Source organism: Streptomyces sp. NPDC047117 (assembly GCF_040643545.1).
Taxonomy (GTDB): domain Bacteria; phylum Actinomycetota; class Actinomycetes; order Streptomycetales; family Streptomycetaceae; genus Streptomyces.
Genome location: NZ_JBEYUN010000009.1, coordinates 136,749 through 159,168 on the forward strand (window position 1 = coordinate 136,749; position 22,420 = coordinate 159,168).

At 71.9% G+C, this 22,420-nt stretch carries 15 protein-coding genes; 9 read left to right on the forward strand and 6 right to left on the reverse strand.

Annotated elements, in window-relative coordinates; translation table 11 throughout:
* Positions 1–15: 15 nt before the first annotated feature.
* On the forward strand, positions 16–2,187 hold the full coding sequence (locus ABZ840_RS19280) for a 3-hydroxyacyl-CoA dehydrogenase NAD-binding domain-containing protein (protein WP_361561182.1): 2,172 nt from the start codon (positions 16–18) through the stop codon (positions 2,185–2,187).
* 45 nt (positions 2,188–2,232) lie between these two features.
* On the opposite strand, the gene ABZ840_RS19285 is transcribed toward ABZ840_RS19280, so the two are convergent.
* On the reverse strand, positions 2,233–2,958 hold the full coding sequence (locus ABZ840_RS19285; protein WP_361561430.1) for a MerR family transcriptional regulator: 726 nt from the start codon (positions 2,956–2,958) through the stop codon (positions 2,233–2,235).
* Between the two features lie 132 nt (positions 2,959–3,090).
* Here ABZ840_RS19285 and ABZ840_RS19290 point away from each other — a divergent pair, with 132 nt between their 5' ends.
* The 3 genes from ABZ840_RS19290 (at position 3,091) to ABZ840_RS19300 (ending at position 6,746) form a co-directional block, all read left to right on the forward strand.
* The gene (locus tag ABZ840_RS19290; RefSeq protein ID WP_361561184.1) at positions 3,091–4,305 is read left to right on the forward strand and encodes an ATPase/DNA packaging protein; all 1,215 of its coding nucleotides are present in this window, start codon (positions 3,091–3,093) and stop codon (positions 4,303–4,305) included.
* On the forward strand, positions 4,302–5,057 hold the full coding sequence (locus tag ABZ840_RS19295; protein ID WP_361561186.1) for a hypothetical protein: 756 nt from the start codon (positions 4,302–4,304) through the stop codon (positions 5,055–5,057). Before ABZ840_RS19290 ends, ABZ840_RS19295 begins: the two co-directional genes overlap by 4 nt.
* A 285-nt stretch (positions 5,058–5,342) precedes the next feature.
* A complete protein-coding gene (locus ABZ840_RS19300) occupies positions 5,343–6,746 on the forward strand; it encodes an amino acid permease (RefSeq protein ID WP_361561431.1) in 1,404 nt (467 codons plus the stop codon).
* Positions 6,747–6,818: 72 nt separating this feature from the next.
* Here the strand turns inward: ABZ840_RS19300 and sph are convergent, their stop codons facing one another.
* Positions 6,819–7,841 (reverse strand): sphingomyelin phosphodiesterase, encoded by a 1,023-nt coding sequence (gene sph / locus ABZ840_RS19305; RefSeq protein ID WP_361561188.1) that lies wholly within the window; start codon positions 7,839–7,841, stop codon positions 6,819–6,821.
* A gap of 91 nt (positions 7,842–7,932) precedes the next feature.
* Entirely contained in the window at positions 7,933–9,459 is a 1,527-nt protein-coding gene (locus tag ABZ840_RS19310) for a M1 family metallopeptidase (protein WP_361561190.1), read from the reverse strand.
* 214 nt (positions 9,460–9,673) lie between these two features.
* On the opposite strand from ABZ840_RS19310, the gene ABZ840_RS19315 reads away from it, so the two are divergent.
* The 3 genes from ABZ840_RS19315 (at position 9,674) to ABZ840_RS19325 (ending at position 14,921) form a co-directional block, all read left to right on the forward strand.
* Positions 9,674–11,707, forward strand: a complete 2,034-nt coding sequence (locus ABZ840_RS19315) for a Xaa-Pro dipeptidyl-peptidase (RefSeq protein ID WP_361561192.1) — start codon at positions 9,674–9,676, stop codon at positions 11,705–11,707.
* 85 nt (positions 11,708–11,792) lie between these two features.
* Positions 11,793–13,106: a M14 family zinc carboxypeptidase gene (locus ABZ840_RS19320; protein WP_361561194.1), complete on the forward strand. Its 1,314-nt coding sequence runs from the start codon at positions 11,793–11,795 to the stop codon at positions 13,104–13,106.
* 105 nt (positions 13,107–13,211) lie between these two features.
* Positions 13,212–14,921: a BCCT family transporter gene (locus tag ABZ840_RS19325; RefSeq protein WP_361561432.1), complete on the forward strand. Its 1,710-nt coding sequence runs from the start codon at positions 13,212–13,214 to the stop codon at positions 14,919–14,921.
* Between the two features lie 144 nt (positions 14,922–15,065).
* Here ABZ840_RS19325 and ABZ840_RS19330 read toward each other — a convergent pair whose 3' ends face one another.
* A complete protein-coding gene (locus ABZ840_RS19330) occupies positions 15,066–16,016 on the reverse strand; it encodes an FAD-dependent oxidoreductase (RefSeq protein ID WP_361561196.1) in 951 nt (316 codons plus the stop codon).
* Positions 16,017–16,206: 190 nt separating this feature from the next.
* On the opposite strand from ABZ840_RS19330, the gene ABZ840_RS19335 reads away from it, so the two are divergent.
* A complete protein-coding gene (locus ABZ840_RS19335; protein ID WP_361561198.1) occupies positions 16,207–18,309 on the forward strand; it encodes an FUSC family protein in 2,103 nt (700 codons plus the stop codon).
* A gap of 164 nt (positions 18,310–18,473) precedes the next feature.
* Here ABZ840_RS19335 and ABZ840_RS19340 read toward each other — a convergent pair whose 3' ends face one another.
* Entirely contained in the window at positions 18,474–19,193 is a 720-nt protein-coding gene (locus ABZ840_RS19340) for an SDR family oxidoreductase (RefSeq protein WP_361561200.1), read from the reverse strand.
* A gap of 133 nt (positions 19,194–19,326) precedes the next feature.
* On the opposite strand from ABZ840_RS19340, the gene ABZ840_RS19345 reads away from it, so the two are divergent.
* Entirely contained in the window at positions 19,327–19,842 is a 516-nt protein-coding gene (locus ABZ840_RS19345; RefSeq protein WP_361561433.1) for a MarR family transcriptional regulator, read from the forward strand.
* A gap of 71 nt (positions 19,843–19,913) precedes the next feature.
* On the opposite strand, the gene ABZ840_RS19350 is transcribed toward ABZ840_RS19345, so the two are convergent.
* Complete coding sequence (locus ABZ840_RS19350; protein ID WP_361561434.1) at positions 19,914–22,340, reverse strand: Tex family protein; 2,427 nt, start codon at positions 22,338–22,340, stop codon at positions 19,914–19,916.
* Positions 22,341–22,420 lie beyond the last annotated feature (80 nt).

The window sequence follows — 22,420 nt, forward strand, 5'->3', positions numbered from 1 at the left end:
TACGGAGAACGCACCATGAGTGAGACCAGCACGATCCGCTGGGAGCAGGACGAGACCGGCGTCGTCACCCTCGTCCTCGATGACCCGAACCAGTCCGCGAACACGATGAACGAGGACTTCAAGGCCTCCCTCGCCGCGGTCGCCGACCGCCTGGAGGCCGAGCAGGACAGCATCCGCGGCATCGTCTTCACCTCCGCCAAGAAGACCTTCTTCGCCGGCGGCGACCTGCGCGAACTGATCGCCGTCACCCCCGAGAACGCCCAGCGGGCCTTCGAGGCGGGCCAGGGCATCAAGCGCGACCTGCGCCGCATCGAGACGCTCGGCAAGCCGGTCGTCGCGGCCATCAACGGCGCCGCGCTGGGCGGCGGTTACGAGATCGCGCTCGCCTGTCACCACCGCGTCGCGCTCGACACCCCCGGCACCAAGATCGGCCTGCCCGAGGTCACCCTCGGCCTGCTGCCGGCCGGCGGCGGCGTCACCCGTACCGTACGGCTGCTCGGCATCGCCGACGCGCTGCTGAAGGTCCTGCTCCAGGGAACGCAGTACAACGCCACCCGTGCCAAGGACAACGGGCTGATCCACGAGGTCGCCGAGACCCCCGAGGACCTGCTCGCCAAGGCCCGCGCGTTCATCGACGCCCATCCCGAGTCGCAGCAGCCCTGGGACGTCAAGGGCTACCGGATCCCCGGCGGCACGCCCGCCAACCCGAAGTTCGCCGCGAACCTCCCGGCGTTCCCCGCCAACCTCAAGAAGCAGCTGAACGGCGCGCCGTACCCGGCCCCGCGCAACATCCTCGCCGCGGCCGTCGAGGGTTCCCAGGTCGACTTCGAGACCGCGCAGACCATCGAAGCGCGCTACTTCGTGGAGCTGGTCACCGGCCAGACCTCGAAGAACATGATCCAGGCCTTCTTCTTCGACCTCCAGGCCGTCAACTCCGGTGCCAACCGCCCGAAGGGCATCGAGGAGCGGAAGGTCTCCAAGGTCGCGGTCCTCGGCGCGGGCATGATGGGCGCGGGCATCGCGTACAGCTGCGCCAAGGCGGGCATCGAGGTCGTCCTCAAGGACGTGTCCGCGGACGCCGCGGCCAAGGGCAAGGGCTACTCCGAGAAGCTGTGCGCCAAGGCCGTCTCCCGGGGGCGTACGACGCAGGAGAAGGCGGACGCGCTGCTGGCGCGGATCACCCCGACCGCCGACCCCCAGGACCTCGCAGGCTGCGACGCCGTCATCGAGGCGGTGTTCGAGGACACGTCGCTCAAGCACAAGGTGTTCCAGGAGATCCAGGGCATCGTCGCGCCCGACGCGCTGCTCTGCTCCAACACCTCCACCCTCCCGATCACCGGCCTCGCCGAAGGCGTCGAGCGGCAGCGGGACTTCATCGGCCTGCACTTCTTCTCGCCGGTCGACAAGATGCCGCTGGTGGAGATCATCAAGGGCGAGCGGACCGGCGACGAGGCGCTGGCCCGCGCGTTCGACCTGGTACGCCAGATCCGCAAGACCCCGATCGTGGTGAACGACAGCCGCGGCTTCTTCACCTCCCGCGTCATCGGCCACTTCATCAACGAGGGCGTGGCGATGGTCGCGGAGGGCGTCGACCCGGCCTCCGTGGAGCAGGCGGCGGGGCAGGCCGGCTACCCGGCCAAGGTGCTCTCCCTGATGGACGAGCTGACCCTCACCCTGCCGCGGAAGATCCGCAACGAGACCCGCAAGGCGATCGAGGACGCGGGCGGCAGCTGGACGCCGCACCCCGCCGACGCGCTGATCGACCGGATGGTGGACGAGTTCGGGCGGCCGGGCCGCAGCGGGGGCGCAGGCTTCTACGAGTACGGCGAGGACGGCAAGCGGGCCGGGCTGTGGCCGGGGCTGCGCGAGCACTACACCAAGCCCGACGTGTCGATCCCGTTCAAGGACATGCAGGAGCGGATGCTCTTCTCCGAGGCGCTGGACACCGTCCGCCTCTTCGAGGAGGGCGTCCTCACCTCCGTCGCCGACGCCAACATCGGCTCGATCCTCGGCATCGGCTTCCCCGGCTGGACCGGCGGCGTGATGCAGTACATCAACGGTTACGAGGGCGGCGTCGCCGGCTTCGTGGCCCGTGCCAAGGAGCTGCAGGCGACGTACGGCGAGCGGTTCGCGCCCTCGCCGCTGCTGCTGGAGAAGGCGGAGAAGGGCGAGCGCTTCAAGGACTGACGCGCGCGAACGGGGGCGGGTCCTGCGGGGCCCGCCCCTTCCCGCTCACCGCTCGCTGAACCACTCCTGCAGCTCTTCCTTCATCGACCGCTGGAATGCCGTCACGAGGGCTTGTACGACCAGCGGCTGCATGTGGGCGGAGAGCGACTTGCGGCGGGCCACCTCTTCGGCGTCCGGTCCGTCGTCCTCGTACGCGGCGCCGACCTCGTCCTTGAAGAGCCGGCTCAGCTCCCGGGCCGCCGAGCGGGTGTGCTCCAGGACGACGGTGCGGGCCGCGAGGATCGTCTCCAGCGCGATCGGCACGTCCAGCAGCCGCACCCCGAGCTGCAGCAGCCCGGGATCCACCTGGAAGACATCCGTCTCCTCGGTCCGCACCAGCACGCTCATCGCCGCCAGCCGGTCCAGGTCGGGCTCCGTCAGCGACCGGCCCACCCGCCGCTCCAGCTGCGCCCGGGTCTGCTCCTCGGCCCGGTCCGGGAGCCAGCCGGCCACGAGGGCACGGTGGATGGCGAGGTCCTGCGCACTGAGGTCCGGCGGCAGCTGCGCCAGATAGCGCTCGATGGCCGACAGGGTCATGCCCTGGTGCTGCAGCTCCTCGATGAGGGCCAGCCGCGAGAGGTGGTCCGGGCCGTACCGGCCGACGCGGCGCGGGCCGAGCTCGGGCGGCGGGAGCAGCCCGCGGGTGCTGTAGAACCGGATCGTACGGACCGTGACCCCGGCCCGCGCGGCCAGCTCGTCCACGGTCAGGCTCTCGTCGGCAGCGGACTCCATCATGTTGGACAGTATTGCTGTCTCACCACACTTGTCACCACTCCGACGAGTGAGGGAGCGGCCGCTCTCCCTCCTGCGCGGCACCCCCTTCAGTAGCATCCGCTGGTCCGGTACGGAGCCCACGGGGGACGCATGCTCGAACTCAGCGATGACCCGTTCACCGTGCGCGTGCTGGTGGTGGGGCCGTCCGGATCGGGCAAGACGGTCTATCTCGCCAGCCTCTTCAAGCGCCTCCAGGTGCAGAGCAGTGCCGCGATCTTCCTGGAGTGCCCGCAGGCGCAGCGCATCGAGCTCATGGAGTTCTACCGCCAGGTGCGGGACCGCAAGGAGTGGCCCGCCTCGACGCGGGTGCACAACAGCCGCGAGTACACCTTCGACTGCAAGACCCGGCGGAGCGGCACCAACCACTCGGTGCTGCGCATCAAGTACCTGGACTACGCGGGCGAGCTGCTCACCGAGGCCACGCACGACGACGCCGCCTCGCGGGCCCAGGAGGAACTGACCGAGCGGCTGGTGGCGGCCGACACGGTGCTGTGCCTGCTGGACGGGCAGTACGTACGCGAACTGCTCATGGGCACCGAGGCGGGCCTGGACCACTTCCACCACGAGATGTCGCTGATCTTCGGGCTGCTCCAGTCGGCGGAGAAGCCGGTGCACTTCGTGGTCACCAAGTGGGACCTGCTCGCCGGACACGCCCGCACGGAGGGCGCCTCGCTGGCGGCGGTGCGGGACGCGCTGTACGGCATCGAGGAGTTCGCGCACCTCGTCGAGAACGTCACCATGGCCGGGAACGAGTACGCCCCCGCCGTGCGTCTGCTGCCCGTCAGCGCGGTCGGCCCCGATTTCGCGACGCTGGAACCGGACGGGCAGATGCGCAAGCATCCGGGTGCGCTGCCGCATCCGCAGTACGTCGAGATCCCCTTCCTCGCGATCCTGCCCGACATCTTCTCCTCGATCCTCGGCCGGCTCGACGACGCCACCCGCCGTCAGCTCATCCTCGACATCCAGCGGAGCACGGCGCTGACCGCGGGGGAGCGGATCAAGTGGCTGAGCGGCACGCTCAGCACCCGGCTGAGCAAGGCCCTCACCGGCGTGCTGGGCGCGGTGGTCGGCGGCAAGAAGCTCGACAAGGTGAGCGAGGCCGCGGTGGAGATGTTCGCCAGCAGGCTGACCGAGCGGGGCGACATCAAGATGGGGGTGCGGGAGCGGGAGCTGGGCCAGGTCGACCGGCTCACCGAGGAGGCCGCCTCCGCGCGGCGGATCGCCATGGACCGGATGAACGCCGAGCTGGCCTCCTTCGTGGCCAGGATGCCGTTCTCCGTGCTGCGTGACGGCGAGGCCCTGTGAACCGCCGCGGAGCGCGGGACCACGGGTGCTGGCCCTTCCTGGTGGCACGGGGCCGGGTGGTGGGGCAGCGGACGCTGCTCGTACCGCGCTTCCTGGCCGAGCGCGGGCTGTCCGGGCTGCTGCGCGACGCGATCACCGGCAGCCTCACCCAGGCGGGGGAGAGCCGGCACGCGGAGGCGGCACTGCCGGACGGCGGGCGGATCGGGCTTTCGTACCGCATCGTCCAGGCGTCACCGCCCGGCGCCGAGGGCGTGGTGCTGCGCGACCGCAGCGGCCGGCCCGTGGAGGTGGCGTACGGCGTGGTCGTCACCGGGGCGACGGGCGCGCGGGCGCGGGTCTCCGTGACGGAAGCCGAGCTGCCGGGGCTGCGCCCGATGGCCCTGGAGGTGTTCGCGCGCTTCCTGGCCGACGAGCGGGCGTTCCGGCCCTTGGTCTCGGCGTGTGTGCCGTTGGCGTCGCTGGCCGCCGGGACGGTCCCGGCGGCGGAGCCCGGACCGGAGCCGTCCGACCCGGCGGCGCGCAAGGCACCGCCTCCTGTGGCCGCCTCTAGGCGTCCCGGAGAGGCGGCACCGCGGACGGGGCCGGGCCCGGGGCCCCAGCGCGCACAGGACCTCCCGCAGGACGGCCCCGGCCTCGTCGCGTGGCTCCTCGCGCTGCTCAAGGGCCCGGGCGCCGGCCTCTGGGCGGTCGTCCTGCTGGCGGGCTGGCCGGTGGCCGTGGTGCTGGTGCTCGTGCTGCTCCTGAGGGACTGAGGGACGGCGTACGGACGAAACACGGGACGGAGAACCCGGCTCGTGTGATCTCTTTCACAGACGGATGGCCATCCTTCGGGGAAGGTGTGCCGTCGGCCCGGCTCGCGCGATCCGCAGCGGCCGACCGTGGCTTTATCGCCCTCCCGAAAGCGAGATGACCCACCCGTGAGCACGCATACCGTCCAGGAAGACGCCTACCGGCCGCCGGACGGGGGGAACGGCAATGCCCCGCACGACGCGGGCGATGCCGGATACAGCAAGGGCCTCAAGGCCCGGCACATCAACATGATCGCCATCGGCGGCGCGATCGGCACCGGCCTGTTCCTGGGCGCCGGCGGCCGGCTGGCGTCCGCGGGACCCGCGCTCGCCGTCGCCTACGCGGTCTGCGGTCTCTTCGCGTTCTTCGTCGTACGCGCGCTGGGCGAGATGGTGCTGCACCGCCCCTCCTCGGGCTCCTTCGTCTCCTACGCCCGTGAGTTCCTGGGCGAGAAGGGCGCCTACGTCGCGGGCTGGATGTACGTCGTGAACTGGTCGACGACCGGTATCGCCGACATCACCGCCATCGCGCTCTACACGCACTACTGGAGCCTCTTCACCGACGTGCCCCAGTGGGTGATGGCGCTGATCGCGCTCGCGGTCGTGCTGACCGTGAACCTGATCTCGGTGAAGATCTTCGGTGAGCTGGAGTTCTGGTTCGCGATCATCAAGGTCGCCGCGCTGGTCGTCTTCATGTTCATCGGCATCTTCCTGCTGGCCACCCAGCACCCGGTGAGCGGTCACACCCCCGGCTTCGACCTGATCAGCGACAGCGGCGGGTTCTTCCCGACCGGCCTGCTGCCCGTGGTGGTCGTCCTCCAGGGCGTGGTCTTCGCGTACTCCGCCGTCGAGATGGTCGGCGTCACCGCCGGTGAGACCAGCGAGCCGCACAAGGTCGTCCCGAAGGCCGTCAACTCGATCATGTGGCGGGTGGGCATCTTCTACGTCGGCTCGGTCGTGCTGCTGACGCTCCTGATGCCGTGGGACAAGTACAGCGGCTCCGAGAGCCCCTTCGTCACCGTGCTCTCCAACGTCGGCGTACCGGCCGCGGGCGACGTGATGAACCTCGTCGTGCTCACCGCCGCCATGTCCAGCCTGAACTCCGGCCTGTACTCCACCGGCCGCATCCTGCGCTCGATGTCGATGTCCGGCTCCGCGCCCAAGTTCGTCGGCCGGATGAACCGCCACCAGGTGCCGTACGGCGGCATCCTGCTCACCTCGGCGGTGTGTGTGCTGGGCGTCGCGCTGAACTACCTCGTGCCCAGCCAGGCGTTCGAGATCGTGATCAACATCGCCGCGCTCGGTGTGATCAGCACCTGGGTCGTCATCATGATCTGTCACATGGTGTTCGTCCGCCGGACGAAGGAGGGCCTCCTCCAGCGTCCGAAGTTCCGGCTCCCGGGCACGCCGGTCACCGACATCGTGACCATCGCGTTCCTGCTCGGCGTCATCGTTCTGATGTGGTTCGACGGCGGCGTCGGCCGGGACACGGTCATGCTGGCACCGGTGATCGTGCTGGCCCTGATCGTCGGTTGGTTCGTCGTCCGCGGCCGCGTCGGCCGCATCGCGGCGGAGCGCGCCGCCGGCGGCTCGGACGGCCTGGAGGGCCCGTCCGCACCGGACGCGCCGAAGGTGCCCGGCCCGCGCGGCTGATCCCGGCATCGGCTCGGGGCCATCGGGTGGCGGTCGGACGACCACCACCCGATGGCCCCGAGCCGTTCCTGCCTACCTTGAGCGCTGGTCCGCCGCGCCGTCCTGTGCGCCGGCGGCAGCCGTGACGGGGTAGTGGTCCGAGAGGTTCGTGTACGTGAAGGACTTGCCGCCGCTGGTGACGGTCCAGGGCGGGGTCTGCTCCTTGACGACCTCGTTGTGCCAGCCCGCGGGGCGGACGTGGCCCGCGCGGTGCAGGACGTGGTCCAGGTCCTCGCGGGGATCGCTGGGGTACCGGTCCCTGGCGATGGAGTTGTCCCGGGTGTCGAAGGAGTACGGGTGGCCGGTGCGGGCGTCGGCGGCCACCAGGCCAGCGTCGTTGAGCATCGTCCCGTACTCCGCGCTCCGTGAGTCGACGTTGAAGTCGCCGGCGACCATGACCTGCTCGTCCGCCGGGATGTGCCGGGCGTCGAGGAAGGCGTCCAGCTCCTTGAACTGCTTCGCGCGCGTCGCGGCGGCCTCGCCCGCGGCGCATCCCGGGTCGGTGGACTGCGGGTGGGTGCCGACGACGTGCACCTTCTCGCCGTTCACGTCCAGGACCGCGTAGACGAAGCCCTTGTTGGACCAGTAGTCCGAACCGCAGGCGTCCTTGAAGACGTGCTGCTCCTTGCGGACCACAGGCCACTTGCTGAGGACGGTGACCCCGCCGTCCTCCGGGGTGAGCGAGGAGTACGCCCCGGAGGTGGCGTCCCAGCCGTCCTTCGAGCGGCCCAGTACCGGGGTCTGGTACGGGTAGTCGGCCGCGGCGTTCGCCTTGAGGGCCTCGGAGGAGGAGTTGTCGAACGCCTCCTGGAGGACGACGACGTCCTGTCCCTTGAAGAAGCCGGCCGCCGGGATCTCCTTGGCGCGGTGGTCCTGGCCCCAATTGGGGTACAGCGTCTTGCTGAACAGGAACGTGTTGTACGTCAGGACCTTGAGTGCGGGGGTGTCCGCGGTGGCGGCCGACGCGGGCCCCGCGGTGGCGAGCGGCGCCGCCGCGACGGTGATCGCGGCGGCGAGGACGGCGGCGCGCGTACGGCGCGGCGTGGAGTGCGGCACTGAATCTCCCTGTGGGGGTGTGGGTTGATCCGGCGCCGCACATCCAACCAGCCGTGATTACCTTCTGGTAACCACCGGGCGGCCGGGAGATTTACTCCGGCCGGTGCCCGTCCTGCGCGTGCACGTCACCGTGGTCGTGGACGTCGTTCGTCGCCGCGATGGACTGCCACGACTTCGGCCGCTCCGCCGCGGTCTTCGCGGCCGCGATGGAGGCGCCCTTCGCCGCCGGAGCGGAGGGCTTGGCGGGCTGGTACAGCCAGGTGTCGAAGAACTCCGCGAGCGGCTTGCCGGACTTCTGCTCGGCGAACTTCACGAAGTCGGCGACCGAGGCATTGCCGTACTTGTTCTCCGTCGGCCAGGACTTCAGGAGCCCGAAGAACGTCTTGTCGCCGAGCTTGTTGCGCAGCGCCTGGAGGGTCAGCGCGCCCCGGTCGTAGACCGCGATGTCGAACTGGTTGTCCGGGCCCGGGTCGCCCGGCTTCACCTTCCAGAAGGCGTCGTCGGCCGGGTGCTGGTCGTACACGTAGTCCGCCAGCTCCTGCGCGGTGCCCTCGCCCTCCTTCTCCGACCAGAGCCACTGGCTGTAGCGGGCGAAGCCCTCGTTGACCCAGATGTCCTTCCAGTCCTTCAGGGACACGCTGTCGCCGTACCACTGGTGGGCCAGCTCGTGCACGACCACGGAGACGTTGGTGCCCGCGTCGAAGGCCTTCTTGCCGTAGAAGGGGCGGGTCTGGGTCTCCAGCGCGTAGCCCGCCGGGACGTTCGGCACGTACCCGCCGAGCGCGTTGAAGGGGTACGGGCCGAAGACCGTCTCCAGCCACTCGGCGACCTCGGTGGAGCGCTCGATGCTGGCCTTCGCGGCGCCCTCGTTGCTGCCCAGGTCCTTGCTGACCGCGTTGATGACCGGCAGGCCGTTCGCGGTGGTGTCCTTGGTGATGTCGAACTTGCCGACCGCCAGCGTCGTCAGGTAGGTCGCCTGCGGCTTGTCCGAGCGCCAGTTGTAGCGCGTCCAGCCGAGCTTGGAGGACTGCGAGAGCAGGACGCCGTTGCTGAGGGCCTGGGTGCCGTCCGGGACCGCCACGGAGATGTCGTACGTGGCCTTGTCGGTGGGGTGGTCGTTGCTCGGGTACCACCACACCGCCGAGTCCGGTTCCTGCGCCACCACACCGCCGTCGGGGGTGCGGGCCCACGCAGTGAAGCCGTCGATCTTCAGCTCGGAGGGCTTGCCCGCGTACCGCACGACGACACTGAGGTCCTTGCCCTTGGGCAGCGGCGCGCCCGGCGTCACCTCCAGCTCGTGCTTCCCGGAGGCCTTGAAGGACGCCTTCTTGCCGTTGACGCGGACCTCGCTGACCTTCAGGCCGAAGTCGAGGTTGAAGCGGGAGAGGTCCTGGGTGGTCTTCGCGAGCAGCGTCGCGGTGCCCTCCAGCAGGTCCGTCTTCGGCTGGTACTTCAGGCGCAGGTCGTAGTGGGAGACGTCGTACCCGCCGTTGCCGCTCTCGGGGTAGTAGGAGTCGCCGGCGCCCGGCGCGCCGGGGGAGTAGTCGGCAGCCGATGCCGGGATCGCCAGCAGCAGGCTGAGCACGGCAGCGCCCGGCACGAGGAGTCTGTGACGCACGAGTCCTCCAACTCGTCGGAGAGGCCGGACGATTCCGGCCTACGTGGGGGGTGACACCGACCCTGGTCGGGTCTCTCCCGACCCTATGTACTGCGGCGTCTCACGTCAGGTGCATGGCCATATCTGACACATGACCGACATCGGGCCGTCATGGTCACTTCCGTCCCTGCCGCACCCTTACGTGGCGCCGGGAGCCCGCGCTACGGTCCGGCGGGTGACCATACGCACGCGGCTGGGCCGCATACCGTGGCAAGCGTTTGTCGTGGCGGCCACCGCCGCCCTGCTGGCCGTCCTGCTGCCACCCGGTGGCACCGCGCAGGCCGCCCCCGAAGGGACGCGGACCGCCGCCTCCGAGGGGATGCGGCCCGCCGCTTCGGGAGATGCGCGGGCCGCGGGTCCCGGAGAGAGCAGACCCGTCTACTCCTACGACCGCGCCATCCGCGAATCCGTATGGGTGGACACGAAACTGGACGGCGACTCGGACGGCAGGACCGACCGGGTCGCCGTCGACATCGTCCGGCCGCGCGAAGCCGCAGAGCAGGGCCGCCGGGTCCCCGTGATCATGGATGCGAGCCCGTACTACTCCTGCTGCGGCCGGGGCAACGAGAACCAGAAGAAGACCTACGACGCCGACGGCCGCCCCGTGCAGTTCCCGCTGTTCTACGACAACTACTTCGTGCCGCGCGGGTACGCCACGGTCCTGGTCGACCTCGCCGGCACCAACCACTCGGACGGCTGCGTCGACGTCGGCGGCCGGTCCGACGTGCAGTCCGCCAAGGCCGTCGTGGACTGGCTGGCCGGCCGCGCCCGCGCCTACGACGCCCCCACGGGCGGGAAACGGGTCACCGCCGGCTGGTCCAACGGCAGGACCGGCATGATCGGCAAGAGCTACGACGGCACCGTGGCCAACGGCGTGGCCGCCACCGGGGTGCCGAACCTGAAGACCATCGTGCCCATCGGCGCCATCTCCTCCTGGTACGACTACTACTTCTCCCAGGGCGCCCCGCTCTACGACTCCGGCCCCGAGTGGCTGTCCGACTACGTCGAGAGCCCGGCCGCCCGTGGTCGCTGTGCCGCCGTGCAGAAGAAGCTCGTCGACGGTGCCCCGCGCAGCGGCGACTGGACGGACCTGTGGTCCGAGCGCGACTACGTGAAGGACGCGCACAAGGTCAAGGCGAGCGTCTTCGTGGTGCACGGCATGCAGGACCTCAATGTCCGCACCAAGCACTTCGGGCAGTGGTGGGACGCGCTCGCGAAGCACGGCGTCGAGCGCAAGATCTGGCTCTCGCAGACCGGCCACGTCGACCCGTTCGACTTCCGGCGCGCCGACTGGGTGCCGACGCTGCACCGGTGGTTCGATCACTACCTGATGGGCTACGACAACGGCATCGACCGGGCCCCGATGGCCGACGTCGAACGCGCCCCGGGGAAGTGGACGACGGACCGCGTCTGGCCCGCGCCCGGTACGGCCGACCGTACGACGCTGCGGCCCGGCACGGGCGAGGAGCCGGGTGTCGGGGTGCTCGGGACGCGGCCCGCGCCGTCCGGCGCCACCGAGACCTTCACCGACGACCCGAAGCTGAGCGAGACGGACTGGGCCGAGCACGCCGACGAACCGACCGCCGCCAAGGCCGCGTTCCGCACCGCCCCGCTGGCCGCACCGCTGCGGCTGTCCGGCGCCGGCCGGGTCACCGTCACCGCCACGCCCTCCACTGCCAGCGCCCACCTCTCGGCCGTCCTCGTGGACCTCGGCCCCGCCACCATCCGCGACTACGCCGGGGAGGGCGAGGGCATCACGACGCTGGACCGGCGCACCTGCTGGGGCGCGAGCCGGGACGGCGACAGCGCCTGCTTCAAGGAGACCGCGCCCGACACCGCGAAGGTGGCGCAGACCGTCGTCAGCCGCGGCTGGGCCGACCTGGGGACGTACGCCGACCCGCACAAGGGCCGCCCGCTGACGCCCGGGAAGCCGTACACGGTCACCCTGGACCTGGCCGCGACCGACCACGTCGTGCCCGCCGGGCACCGGCTCGCCCTGATCATCGGCGGCACGGACGCCGGACTCATCGACCCGCCGGCCACGAAGCCGACGCTCACCCTCGACCTGTCCCGCACCAAGGCCGAGCTGCCCCTCGTAGGGGCCGCGCACGCTCTCTCCGGTACGGCGCGCACGCCGCGTACCGAGGGCAAGCCGCTCGCCGGCCTCGATGCGCCGCGCCCGATCCGCCCCGTACCGGCGGCCCGCTGACCCCCGGGGCGGGCCGCACCGCACCGCATACGTGCGGCCCGCCCCGGAGAACCGTGTCCGAACCGCTCAAGGGAGACACCGCTTCGTGAGGTACAGATTCCGCACCGCACTGCTCGGCGTCGTCACCACCGCGCTCACCACGGCCTTCCTCGCCGTACCCGGCCAGGCCGTCGCCGCGGGCCACGAAGGGCCGCGCACCGGTTTCGAGGAGAGCGACGGCGCCCGCTGGACCACCCAGCCCGAGGAACAGGAGCTCCTCGCCCGCGCCGACCGGGAGAGCGCGCGCATGCGGGTCGACCGCATCGGCTCGACGAAACAGGGCCGGCCGGTCCAGCTCGTCCGCATCGGCGCCGCGCAGCCGCCCTCCGCCGACCGCGTACGCCACGGCAACTCCGTCCTGCTGATCTGCTCCCAGCACGGCAACGAGCCCTCGGGCCGCGAGGCCTGCCTGTCCACCGTCCGCGACCTCGCCTACGCCACCGACGACGCCACCCGCCGCTTCCTGGCCCGTACCAGCGTCCTGGTGATCCCCACCGCCAATCCGGACGGCCGCGCCGCGAACACCCGCGGCAACTCCGACGGCGTGGACATCAACCGCGACCACATCGCGCTGAAGACCGCGGAGGGCCGCGCGATGGCCCGGGTCTTCCGCGACTACCGCCCCGACACCCTCTACGACCTGCACGAGTACGGCGCCACTCCGCCGTACTACGACAAGGACCTGCTGTCACTGTGGCCGCGTAACCTCAACACCGCGGACGCGGTGCACAAGGAGGCCACCACCCTCTCCGAGCGGTACGTCCGCCCCACCGTGCGGGACAGCGGCTTCAGCACCGGCATCTACGGCATCTGGACCGACCCGGAGACCGGTGAGCCCGTCAAGCAGGTGGCGGGCGACGGCCAGGAGCGCATCCTGCGCAACACGGCCGGTGTGAAGAACTCCGTCGGGCTGCTCGTCGAGACCCGTACGACGCCGCTCACCCAGGCCGAGAAGGACGACCCGGCGGTCAACAACCGGCGTCGGGTGGACTCCCAGCTCGCCGGGCTGGAGGGCGCGTTCGCCTTCCTCGGGGAGCGCCGTGGCCGGATCGAGGCGGCCACCACGGCGGCGCGGCTGGCAGGATATGCGGACCGCGGGCCGGTCTACCTCGGCGGCGCCGACAACGATCCGGCCACCGACGAGCAGATCATCAAGGACCCGCCGTGCGGCTACCGGCTGGACGGTGCGGCGTACGAAGAAATCGGCGACGAACTGGCGCTTCACGGAGTACGGGTCGAACATGACGGTGCGGGTGCACTCGTCCGGCTGCGTCAGCCGCTACGGGCGCTGGTGCCCCTGCTGCTGGACGGGCGGTCCGCAGGTCACCTTACGGTCGCGAAGCCCTCATCCAGGTGTTGAACCGTGGTAAGGGGTAATGGCTAGGGGAAATCCAGCCCATCGAAAGGTCACCACGTGACGGACAGAGAGAACGAACCGGGGGGCGGAAGCGGGGCACCAAGCCCCATAGACCTGCCCACGGAGTCTCAGGGTGCCGGGCCCGCGCAGACCGACAAGGTCGTCTTCGGCGTCACGGCACTGCTCACCCTGGCCTTCATCGTCTGGGGTGCCACCTCCACCGAGTCACTGGAGAACGCGTCGGGCACGATGCTCGACTGGCTCATCAAGAACGGCGGATGGGCCTTCGTACTGGCCGCGTCCGGCTTTGTGATCTTCGCGATCTGGCTGGCCATCAGCAAGTACGGGCGGATCACCCTCGGGGCCGAGGGCGAGCAGCCGGAGTTCCGCACGGTCTCCTGGATCGCGATGATGTTCAGCGCCGGTATGGGCATCGGTCTGATGTTCTACGGCGTGAGCGAGCCGCTGGGGCACTTCAGTACGCCGCCGCCGGGCACCCACCCGGGCGACGCCGCGCAGGCCATGGACACCGCGATGGCCACCACGCTCTTCCACTGGACGCTCCATCCATGGGCGATCTACGCGGTGGTCGGGCTCGGCATCGCCTACAGCACCTTCCGGCGCGGCCGCCGGCAGACCATAAGCGCCGTCTTCACGTCGCTGATCGGGAAGCGGCGGGCCAACGGCGCGGTCGGCCGGATCATCGACATCCTCGCGATCTTCGCGACGCTCTTCGGCTCGGCCGCCTCGCTGGGCCTGGGAGCGCTGCAGATCGGCAGCGGCATCAAGGTGCTGGGCTGGAAGGACAGCGTCAGCACGACGCTGCTGGTCGTCATCATCACCGTGCTGACGATCGCGTTCATCCTCTCGGCCGTCTCCGGCATCGCCAAGGGCATCCAGTGGCTGTCCAACATCAACATGGTGCTGGCGCTGATCCTGGCCGTCTTCGTGTTCATCGCGGGGCCGACCATCCTCATCCTGAACATGCTGCCCACCGGCGTGGCCTCGTTCATCGGTGAGCTGCCCCAGCTGGCCGGCCGTACGGGCGCCAGCAGCGGTGCGGACGTCGACGCCTGGCTGCGCAGCTGGACGGTCTTCTACTGGGCGTGGTGGATCTCCTGGACGCCCTTCGTGGGCATGTTCATCGCGCGCATCAGCCGGGGCCGGACGATCCGTCAGTTCGTCGGCGGCGTCATCCTGGTGCCGAGCGTCGTGAGCCTCATCTGGTTCGCGATCTTCGGTACGTCCGCGATGTTCCTGAAGGACCACAAGCAGCTGTCGGACGCCTCCTCCGTGGAGGGACAGCTCTTCGATGTGCTGCACCAGTACCCGGTCGCCACGCTGATGAGCGTGCTCGTCATGATCCTGGTCGGCATCTTCTTCGTGTCCGGCGCGGACGCCGCCTCCATTGTGATGGGCACGCTGTCCCAGAAGGGGACCATGGAGCCGACCCGGCCCGTCGTCATCTTCTGGGGCGTGGTCACGGGCGCGGTCGCCGCGATCATGCTGCTCATCGGCGGCGGCAGCGGTGACGCACTCACCGGCCTGCAGAACCTCACGATCCTGGTCGCGGCGCCCTTCACACTCGTGATGATCGCGATGTGCTGGGCCTTGCTGAAGGACCTGCGGAGCGATCCGCTGATCGTCCGCGGACAGATCGGCGAGGAGGCCATCGAGGCCGCGGTCGTGGCCGGACACGAGAAGTACGAGGGCGACTTCGAGATCCGGATCGGGCCGGCCAACGGCGACTCGGGGGAGGGGGCGACGGTCATCAGCGACAAGGACGGTCCCGCACCCGCGGGCACCGGGAAGGACTGACCCGCACTCACCTCAGCGGTGACATCGGAGCGGAGGGCCGCCACGGCCCTCCGCTCCGGCGCGTCGGCCCTCATTCGGCCGGGCGCGGCCCCCCTTGTGCGGCCTTGTGCGGCCTTGTGCGGCCGGGGCGCGGCTCAGGGGCCCTCAGGCCGCCGCGTCCAGCAGCCGCAGCACCTCGTCCGCGCAGCCCCACGCCACCGTGACGCCCGCGCCGCCGTGTCCGTAGTTGTGCACGCACAGCCCGCCGCCCGGCAGCCGCTCGGCCTCCAGGCGCACCGCGGGGCGGGCCGGGCGCAGCCCCACGCGGTGCGCGAGGATCCGCGCTTCGGCGAGCGCCGGGTGGACGCGGGCGCAGCGCGCCACGATCGCCTCGGCGACCGCCGGATCGGGCTCGGTGGACCACGCGCCCTCGACCGCCGTGCCGCCCAGCACGACCCCGTACGGCTGTGGCAGCACGTACGTCGTGGTGTCCGCGTGCCCGTCGCCGTCGACGAACCACTCCTCGACGCCCGGGTTCTCGACGATGACCAACTGGCCCTGCACGGGACGCACGTCCGGGTCGGGCACCAGCTCCCGGGCGCCCAGGCCCGAGCAGTTCACCACCGCGCCGGCCTCCCGCGCGACGTCGTCCAGGGAACCGGCCGGGCGCCGCTCCACGGTGCCCCCGGCCGCGGCCAGCCGCCGCTCCAGGTACTGAAGGTGCGCGTCCATCGCCACCAGAGGGGTGCGGGCCCGCAGGCCCTCGGGTATGCCGGCGGGCAGCTCCTCGGGGCGCGCGGCGCGCAGCCCCGGTACGGCCTCCCGCCAGCGGTCGGGCACCGACGCCGCCGCCATCGTGCCCGTCACCATCCGCACACCCGTGTCGTCCGTTCCGGCGAGTTCGGCCAGTGCCTCGTAGCCGCGCACCGACCACTCGACCGCCGCCGCCTCCGGGAGGATGCGGTACGGCCAGCACAGGCCGCCCGCCACCGAGGACGTCGTTCCCGCCGCCTGGTCCCGGCTCAGCACGCGTACCGTCCGGCCCGTCTCGGCGAGGCGGACGGCGCAGGTCAGCCCGGTGACCCCGGCTCCGATCACGATCACATCGTTCGTCATGGGAGGACCGTATCCGGAGTCCCTTCGACCTTTTGTGATCTTGGGTTAACCCTCCGGCAGCGACCCGGACAATGCGGGCACTTAGGCTGGTAGCAGCACACCGTCGGCCGACGACGCCCCACGGACCGTCCGTACTCGTACGCAGCGATGACCTGTACCGCAGCCGTACGCAGCCGACCCGAGGAGGCCCATGCCCCGCGCCGTACCCGCCTGGCTCGCTCACCCGTTCCGCTGGCAGCGGCTGCCCGTCCCGTGGGCGGCGGTGGTCAGGGGAGCGCTGTGCGCCGGACCGCTGCTGGGCGCGGGCATCGCCACCGGCCACCCGGCCGCGGGCGTGCTCGTGAGCCTGGGCGCCATGCTCGCGGGCGTCAACGACCGGCCCGGCACCCGCCGCAAGGGCGTGGTGCATATCGGACTGCCCGCGCTCGCCGTCGCGCTGGGCATGTTCGCGGGCGCCTCGCTGTCGGGCGTCGGCTGGTGGCTGGTGCTCGCCCTCTTCGGCATCGGATTCGTCTCCGGCGCCGGCAGCGTCGCCGGGCCCGTACGCTCTACCGCCGGCATGCAGATGCTCGCCGCCGCGATCCTCGGTGCCGGCATGCCGCTGCCGCAGCTGGAGCCGTGGCAGAAGAGCCTGCTGACGCTCGCCGGCGCGGCCTGGCTGCTCCTGCTGCGGCTGGTGCTCCGCTCGCCGCGGCCGCCGGGCGGCTCGCTCAGCGGCGAGCGCGCGGCCGTCGCCACCGTCTTCGACGCGCTCGCCGAGGCGCTGACCGCGGTCGGCACACCGGGCGCCGAACCGGCCAGGCGCCGGCTGACCACCGCCCTGGACCGGGCGGACGAGGCCATGCGGCTGCGCCGGCTGCTGCGCCGCAGGCCCCGCACGGGCGAACGGCGGCTCATCGAACGCTTCGCCGCCGCCACGGCGCTGTGCGAGGCCAGCGTCGCCCTGCTCTGGGAGGCGCGGCCGCTGCCCGCGCGCATCGCCGACGGACCGCGTGCCCTCGCCACCGCCCTGCGCACCGGGCGGCCGCCGGGCCGGCTGCCGGCGCCCGAGAGCTCCACACCCGCCCGCAGCGCCTTCGACCGGGCGCTGCTGGACGCCGCGGTGGTCTTCGCCCGTACGCAGCCACCGGGCGGCGGAACCGCGGCGGGAGCGACGGACGAGCGGCTCCTCCGTGGGCTGCGCCCGGCCCTCGGGGGGCCCGGCGCGACCCCGGAGGAGGTGGCGGACACCGCTGCCGACGCAGCACCCGAGGAGAGCGGGGCCTGGGCCCCCTTCGGGTCGCGTGCTGCCTTCGAGACCGGGCGCTGGGCCTCCGTGGCGCGCGGCGTCGCGGGTGTGTTCGCCTGGCGCCGGGGGCCGGGCCGCCGCGTCTTCGGGCCGGCCGGGCGCGACTACGGACTGCGGGTCGGCCTCTGCATCGCGGCCTGCGCCGCCACGGCGCTCCTGCTGCGCGCCGACCACTGGTACTGGCTGCCCGCCACCGCCACCTTCCTCGTCAAGCCCGACCTCGGGCCGCTGTTCTCGCGTACGGTCAACCGGTTCGCCGGCACCGCCTGCGGGGTGCTGGTCTTCGCGCTCCTCGGACCGCTGCTGCCCGGCGCGTGGTGGCCGGTGGTGATGGCGACCGCGGGCGGTGCGCTGCTGCCGTTCGCGATCCGGCACTTCGCCCTGCAGACCGTCGCCATCACGCTGATGGTGCTGTCGTTCGTGCACGTCAGCGGTGCGCGGGAGGCGGCACCCGAGCGGATCGTCGACACCTCGATCGCCTGCCTCATCGTGCTGGTCGTCGGCCATCTGCCGAAGCTCGCCGACCCCCGCCGCCGGGTCGGCCCACGAGTGGGCGCCGCGCTGCGCTGCACGGAGGCGTACCTGCGCCAGGTGCTCGCCACCGAGCCCGGTACGGACACGGGGGAGCGGCTGGCGCTCCGCCGGGCCGCCTACCAGGCGCTGGCCGAGGCCCGTACCGCGGCCGAGACCGCGGCGGCGGAGCTGTTGGCGCACCGGACCGACGCCCCCGACTGGCCGACCGTCGTCAGGGCCGCCGAGCGCATCGTGGACGCGACGACCGCAGCGGCCGTCCGGCTGGACCAGGGCGCGCAGCGGCCCAGCGAGGAGGACGCGCAGCGGCTGTGCGCGGTGCTGACGGAGATGGCGGGGGCGCTGGACGCCCCGCGCCGGCACCACCCCCGGCTGCTGCCCCCGCCCGCCCTGGAGTCGGCGCCGGACTGCGCCACACTCAGCGACGTCGCCACCGAACTGGAACGGATGCGGGGGTACGCGGGGGCGGTGTGAGACGTACGGGGCACGGCGCCTTCGTGCGGGGCGGCCCGGGGGCCACGAGGGTACGGGCACGGTGTCCTCGTGCGGGGCGGTCCGGAGCCCACGAGAGTGCGGGCGTGGCCGCGTCCCTTGTAGCGCGGAGGCCCGGGGCCCACGAGGGCGCCGCGCCCCTCGTCTCATCGGGTGGTGAGCGCGCCGCCGTTCACGTGCAGGGTCTGCCCCGTGATGTGCCGCGCCGCCGGGGAGGCGAGGAACGCCACCGCGCCCGCCACGTCCTCGGGGTTGCCCGGCCGGTCGACGGCGGTCTCCGTCACCAGCTGCGTACGCCGCTCGTCGGTGAGCCGGTCCCGGAAGAACTCGGTGTCGGCGATGTAGCCGGGCGCGACCACGTTGGTGGTGATCCCGCGCGGCCCCAGGGCGCGGGCCAGGTCGATGTTCCAGGTCGCCAGCCCGGCCTTCGCCGCGCCGTACGAACCGCCTCCCCGGGCGGCCGCGATCGACCCGATGTGCACCACCGCGCCGCCTGTGGCGAGCCGCCCCTCCAGGGCCTTCGTCGTCAGCGCGGCGCTGACCAGGTTCGCGTCGAGGTTGGCGCGGAAGTCCCGGGCGTACGACGCCAGGTCCGACGCCGCGTCCGCGTCGAAGTCGGTGTTCCCGCCCGCGTTGTTGACGAGCACGTCCACGCGGTCGGGCAGCTCGGCGAGCAGCCGGGTGAGCGCATCGGGGTCGGTGTGGTCGCACACCACGGCACGGGCGCCGATCCGGTCCGCCGCCTCCTTGAGCGGACCGGTGCGGCGGCCGGTGATGACGACCGTGTCCCCCTGCTCGGCGAAGTGCCGCGCGATCGCGTGGCCGATGCCCGTGCCGCCGCCGGTGACCAGGACGTTGCGTGTCATAAGCTGAACCCCTCACATCCATTCAGGTCTAAATTTAGAGCTAAACGTAGCAGGAGGAAGGGGCACCGTGGCAAGGGAGAACGAGACGCAGGCCGAGTGCGGCCGGCAGGAGGGCAGGGTCCCGTCCGACCCCGTGCGTGACATCGCCGCCGCGTGGGAGCGCGAGCGCCCGGGGACGCCCGTCTCCTCCATCGGCATCGTGACGAGCGTCTGGCAGCTCGCCAAGCTCTTCGGCGACGACCGCCGCCGCACCCTCGCCCGCGCCGGCGTGGACACCGCCACCCTGGACCTGCTCAGCGTGCTGCGGCGGAGCGGCCCGCCGTACACCCTCAGCACCCGCGAGATCGGCCGCCGCAGCATGATCACGGCCGGCGCCGTCTCCCAGCGGGTGGCCCGCGCCGAACGGGAGAACCTGGTGATCCGCGGGCCCGCGCAGGGGCGCCCGCGCACCGTCGAGGTCACCCTGACCCCGACCGGCCACGAGGTCGTCGAGGCGACCGTGGACCAGGTGCTGCACCGGGAGGCCGAGTTGCTCGACGGCCTCGCCCCCGAGAAGCAGGCCGAGCTGACCGCCCTGCTCCGCACCCTCCTCGCCGACGTCCAGCACCGCCTCGGCGACGACCGACTGACCCACGTCGGCGAGGACTGACGCCGTCCTCGTACAGCGGCGGGCGGCCGTGGCGCGTACGCCCGGCCGCCCGCCGCTCCCGTACAGCCGGCTCAGCGCCCGCCCTTGTCCTTGCCCAGCAGGCCCGCGCGGCGCAGTGCGTCGGCCATCGCGCCGTTCGCGGGGGCCGCGTCCCGGCCGCCGCCGCGTCCGCCGCGGGCGTTGCCGCCGCCCTGCCGGCCCTGGCCGCCGCCCTGCCGCTGCCGCGGCGTGCCGCCGCGCCGCTCGCCGCCGCGCTCCTCGCGGCGCCCGCCACGGCCGCCGCCCTGGCCGGAGGCCGCGTTGTGGTCGTCGTCCAGCCGCAGCGTCAGCGAGATCCGCTTGCGCGGGATGTCGACGTCGAGCACCTTCACGCGCACGATGTCGCCCGGCTTCACCACGTCCCGCGGGTCCTTCACGAACGTCTTCGACATCGCCGAGACGTGCACGAGGCCGTCCTGGTGCACACCGATGTCGACGAAGGCCCCGAAGGCGGCCACGTTCGTGACGACGCCCTCCAGGAGCATCCCGGACTGCAGGTCGCCGATCTTCTCGACGCCCTCCTTGAAGGTCGCCGTCTTGAACTCCGGCCGCGGGTCGCGCCCCGGCTTCTCCAGCTCGCTCAGGATGTCCGTGACGGTCGGCAGACCGAAGGAGTCGTCCACGAAGTCGGCCGGCTTCAGGGTGCGCAGCACCGCGGTGTTGCCGATCAGTGAGGGCACGTCGTTGCCCGCTGCAGTGACGATCCGGCGCACCACGGGGTAGGACTCCGGGTGCACGCTGGAGGCGTCCAGCGGGTCGTCGCCGTTGCGGATCCGCAGGAAGCCCGCGCACTGCTCGTACGCCTTCGGGCCCAGCCGCGCCACGTCCTTGAGCGCCTTGCGGGTGCGGAACGGGCCGTTGGCGTCGCGGTGCGCCACGATGTTCTCGGCCAGGCCCGAACCGATCCCGGAGACCCGGGAGAGCAGCGGCGCGGAGGCGGTGTTGACGTCCACGCCGACGCCGTTCACGCAGTCCTCTACGACCGCGTCCAGGGAGCGCGAGAGCTTCACCTCGGAGAGGTCGTGCTGGTACTGCCCGACGCCGATCGACTTCGGGTCGATCTTGACCAGCTCGGCCAGCGGGTCCTGGAGACGGCGCGCGATGGACACCGCGCCGCGCAGCGACACGTCCATGCCGGGCAGTTCCTGGGAGGCGAAGGCGGAGGCGGAGTACACCGAGGCGCCCGCCTCGGAGACCATCACCTTCGTCAGCTTCAACTCCGGCTGCGCGGCGATCAGGTCGGCGGCCAGCTTGTCCGTCTCCCGCGAGGCCGTGCCGTTGCCGATCGCGATGAGCTCCACATCGTGCTCGCGGGCGAGCTTCGCCAGAGTGGCCAGCGAGGCGTCCCACTTCTGCTGCGGCACGTGCGGGTAGATCGTGTCCGTGGCGGCCACCTTGCCGGTCGCGTCCACGACGGCCACCTTCACGCCCGTACGGAAGCCGGGGTCGAGGCCCATCGTGGCGCGGGTGCCGGCCGGCGCGGCCAGCAGCAGGTCGCGGAGGTTGGAGGCGAACACCCGTACGCCCTCGTCCTCGGCGGCCTGGCGCAGCCGCAGCCGCAGGTCGATGCCGAGGTGCACGAGGACGCGGGTGCGCCACGCCCAGCGCACGGTGTCCAGCAGCCAGCCGTCGGCCGGGCGGCCGCGGTCGGCGATCCCGAACCGCTGCGCGATGGACGACTCGTACGACGTCCGGCCCTCGACCGGCTCGGTCTCCGGCTCCAGGGCGAGGTCGAGGACCTCCTCCTTCTCGCCGCGGAACATCGCCAGGACGCGGTGCGAGGGCAGCTCCGTGAAGGGCTCGGCGAAGTCGAAGTAGTCGGCGAACTTCGCGCCCGCCTCCTCCTTGCCCTCGCGCACCTTCGACGCCACCTGGCCGCGGGTCCACATCCGCTCGCGCAGCTCGCCGATGAGGTCGGCGTCCTCGCTGAACCGTTCGGTGAGGATGGCCCGCGCGCCTTCGAGGGCGGCCGCCGGGTCGGCCACGCCCTTGTCGGCGTCCACGAAAGCGGCGGCGGCCGCCTGCGGCTCCACGGACGGGTCGCTCAGCAGACCGTCGGCGAGCGGCTCCAGACCCGCCTCACGGGCGATCTGTGCCTTCGTCCGCCGCTTCGGCTTGAACGGCAGGTAGATGTCCTCCAGGCGGGCCTTGGACTCCGCGCCCCGGATCTGCGCCTCCAGCGCCGCGTCCAGCTTCCCCTGGGACCGTACGGACTCCAGGACGGCCGTCCGGCGCTCCTCCAGCTCCCGCAGGTAGCGCAGTCGCTCCTCCAACGCGCGCAGCTGCGCGTCGTCGAGCATCTCCGTCGCTTCCTTGCGGTACCGGGCGATGAACGGCACGGTCGAGCCGCCGTCGAGCAGTTCGACCGCGGCCTTCACCTGCCGCTCCCTGACGCCGAGCTCCTCGGCGATCCTGCTCTCGATGGACCCCAGGGCCCCGGGAGCCCCCGGGGACTGGATGGGCCCGGTGGACTCGGTGGTTGCCGTCACGATGCTCCCGACCTGCCTTCTCGCGCTGTGCTTGAGCCTGCATTGTGCAG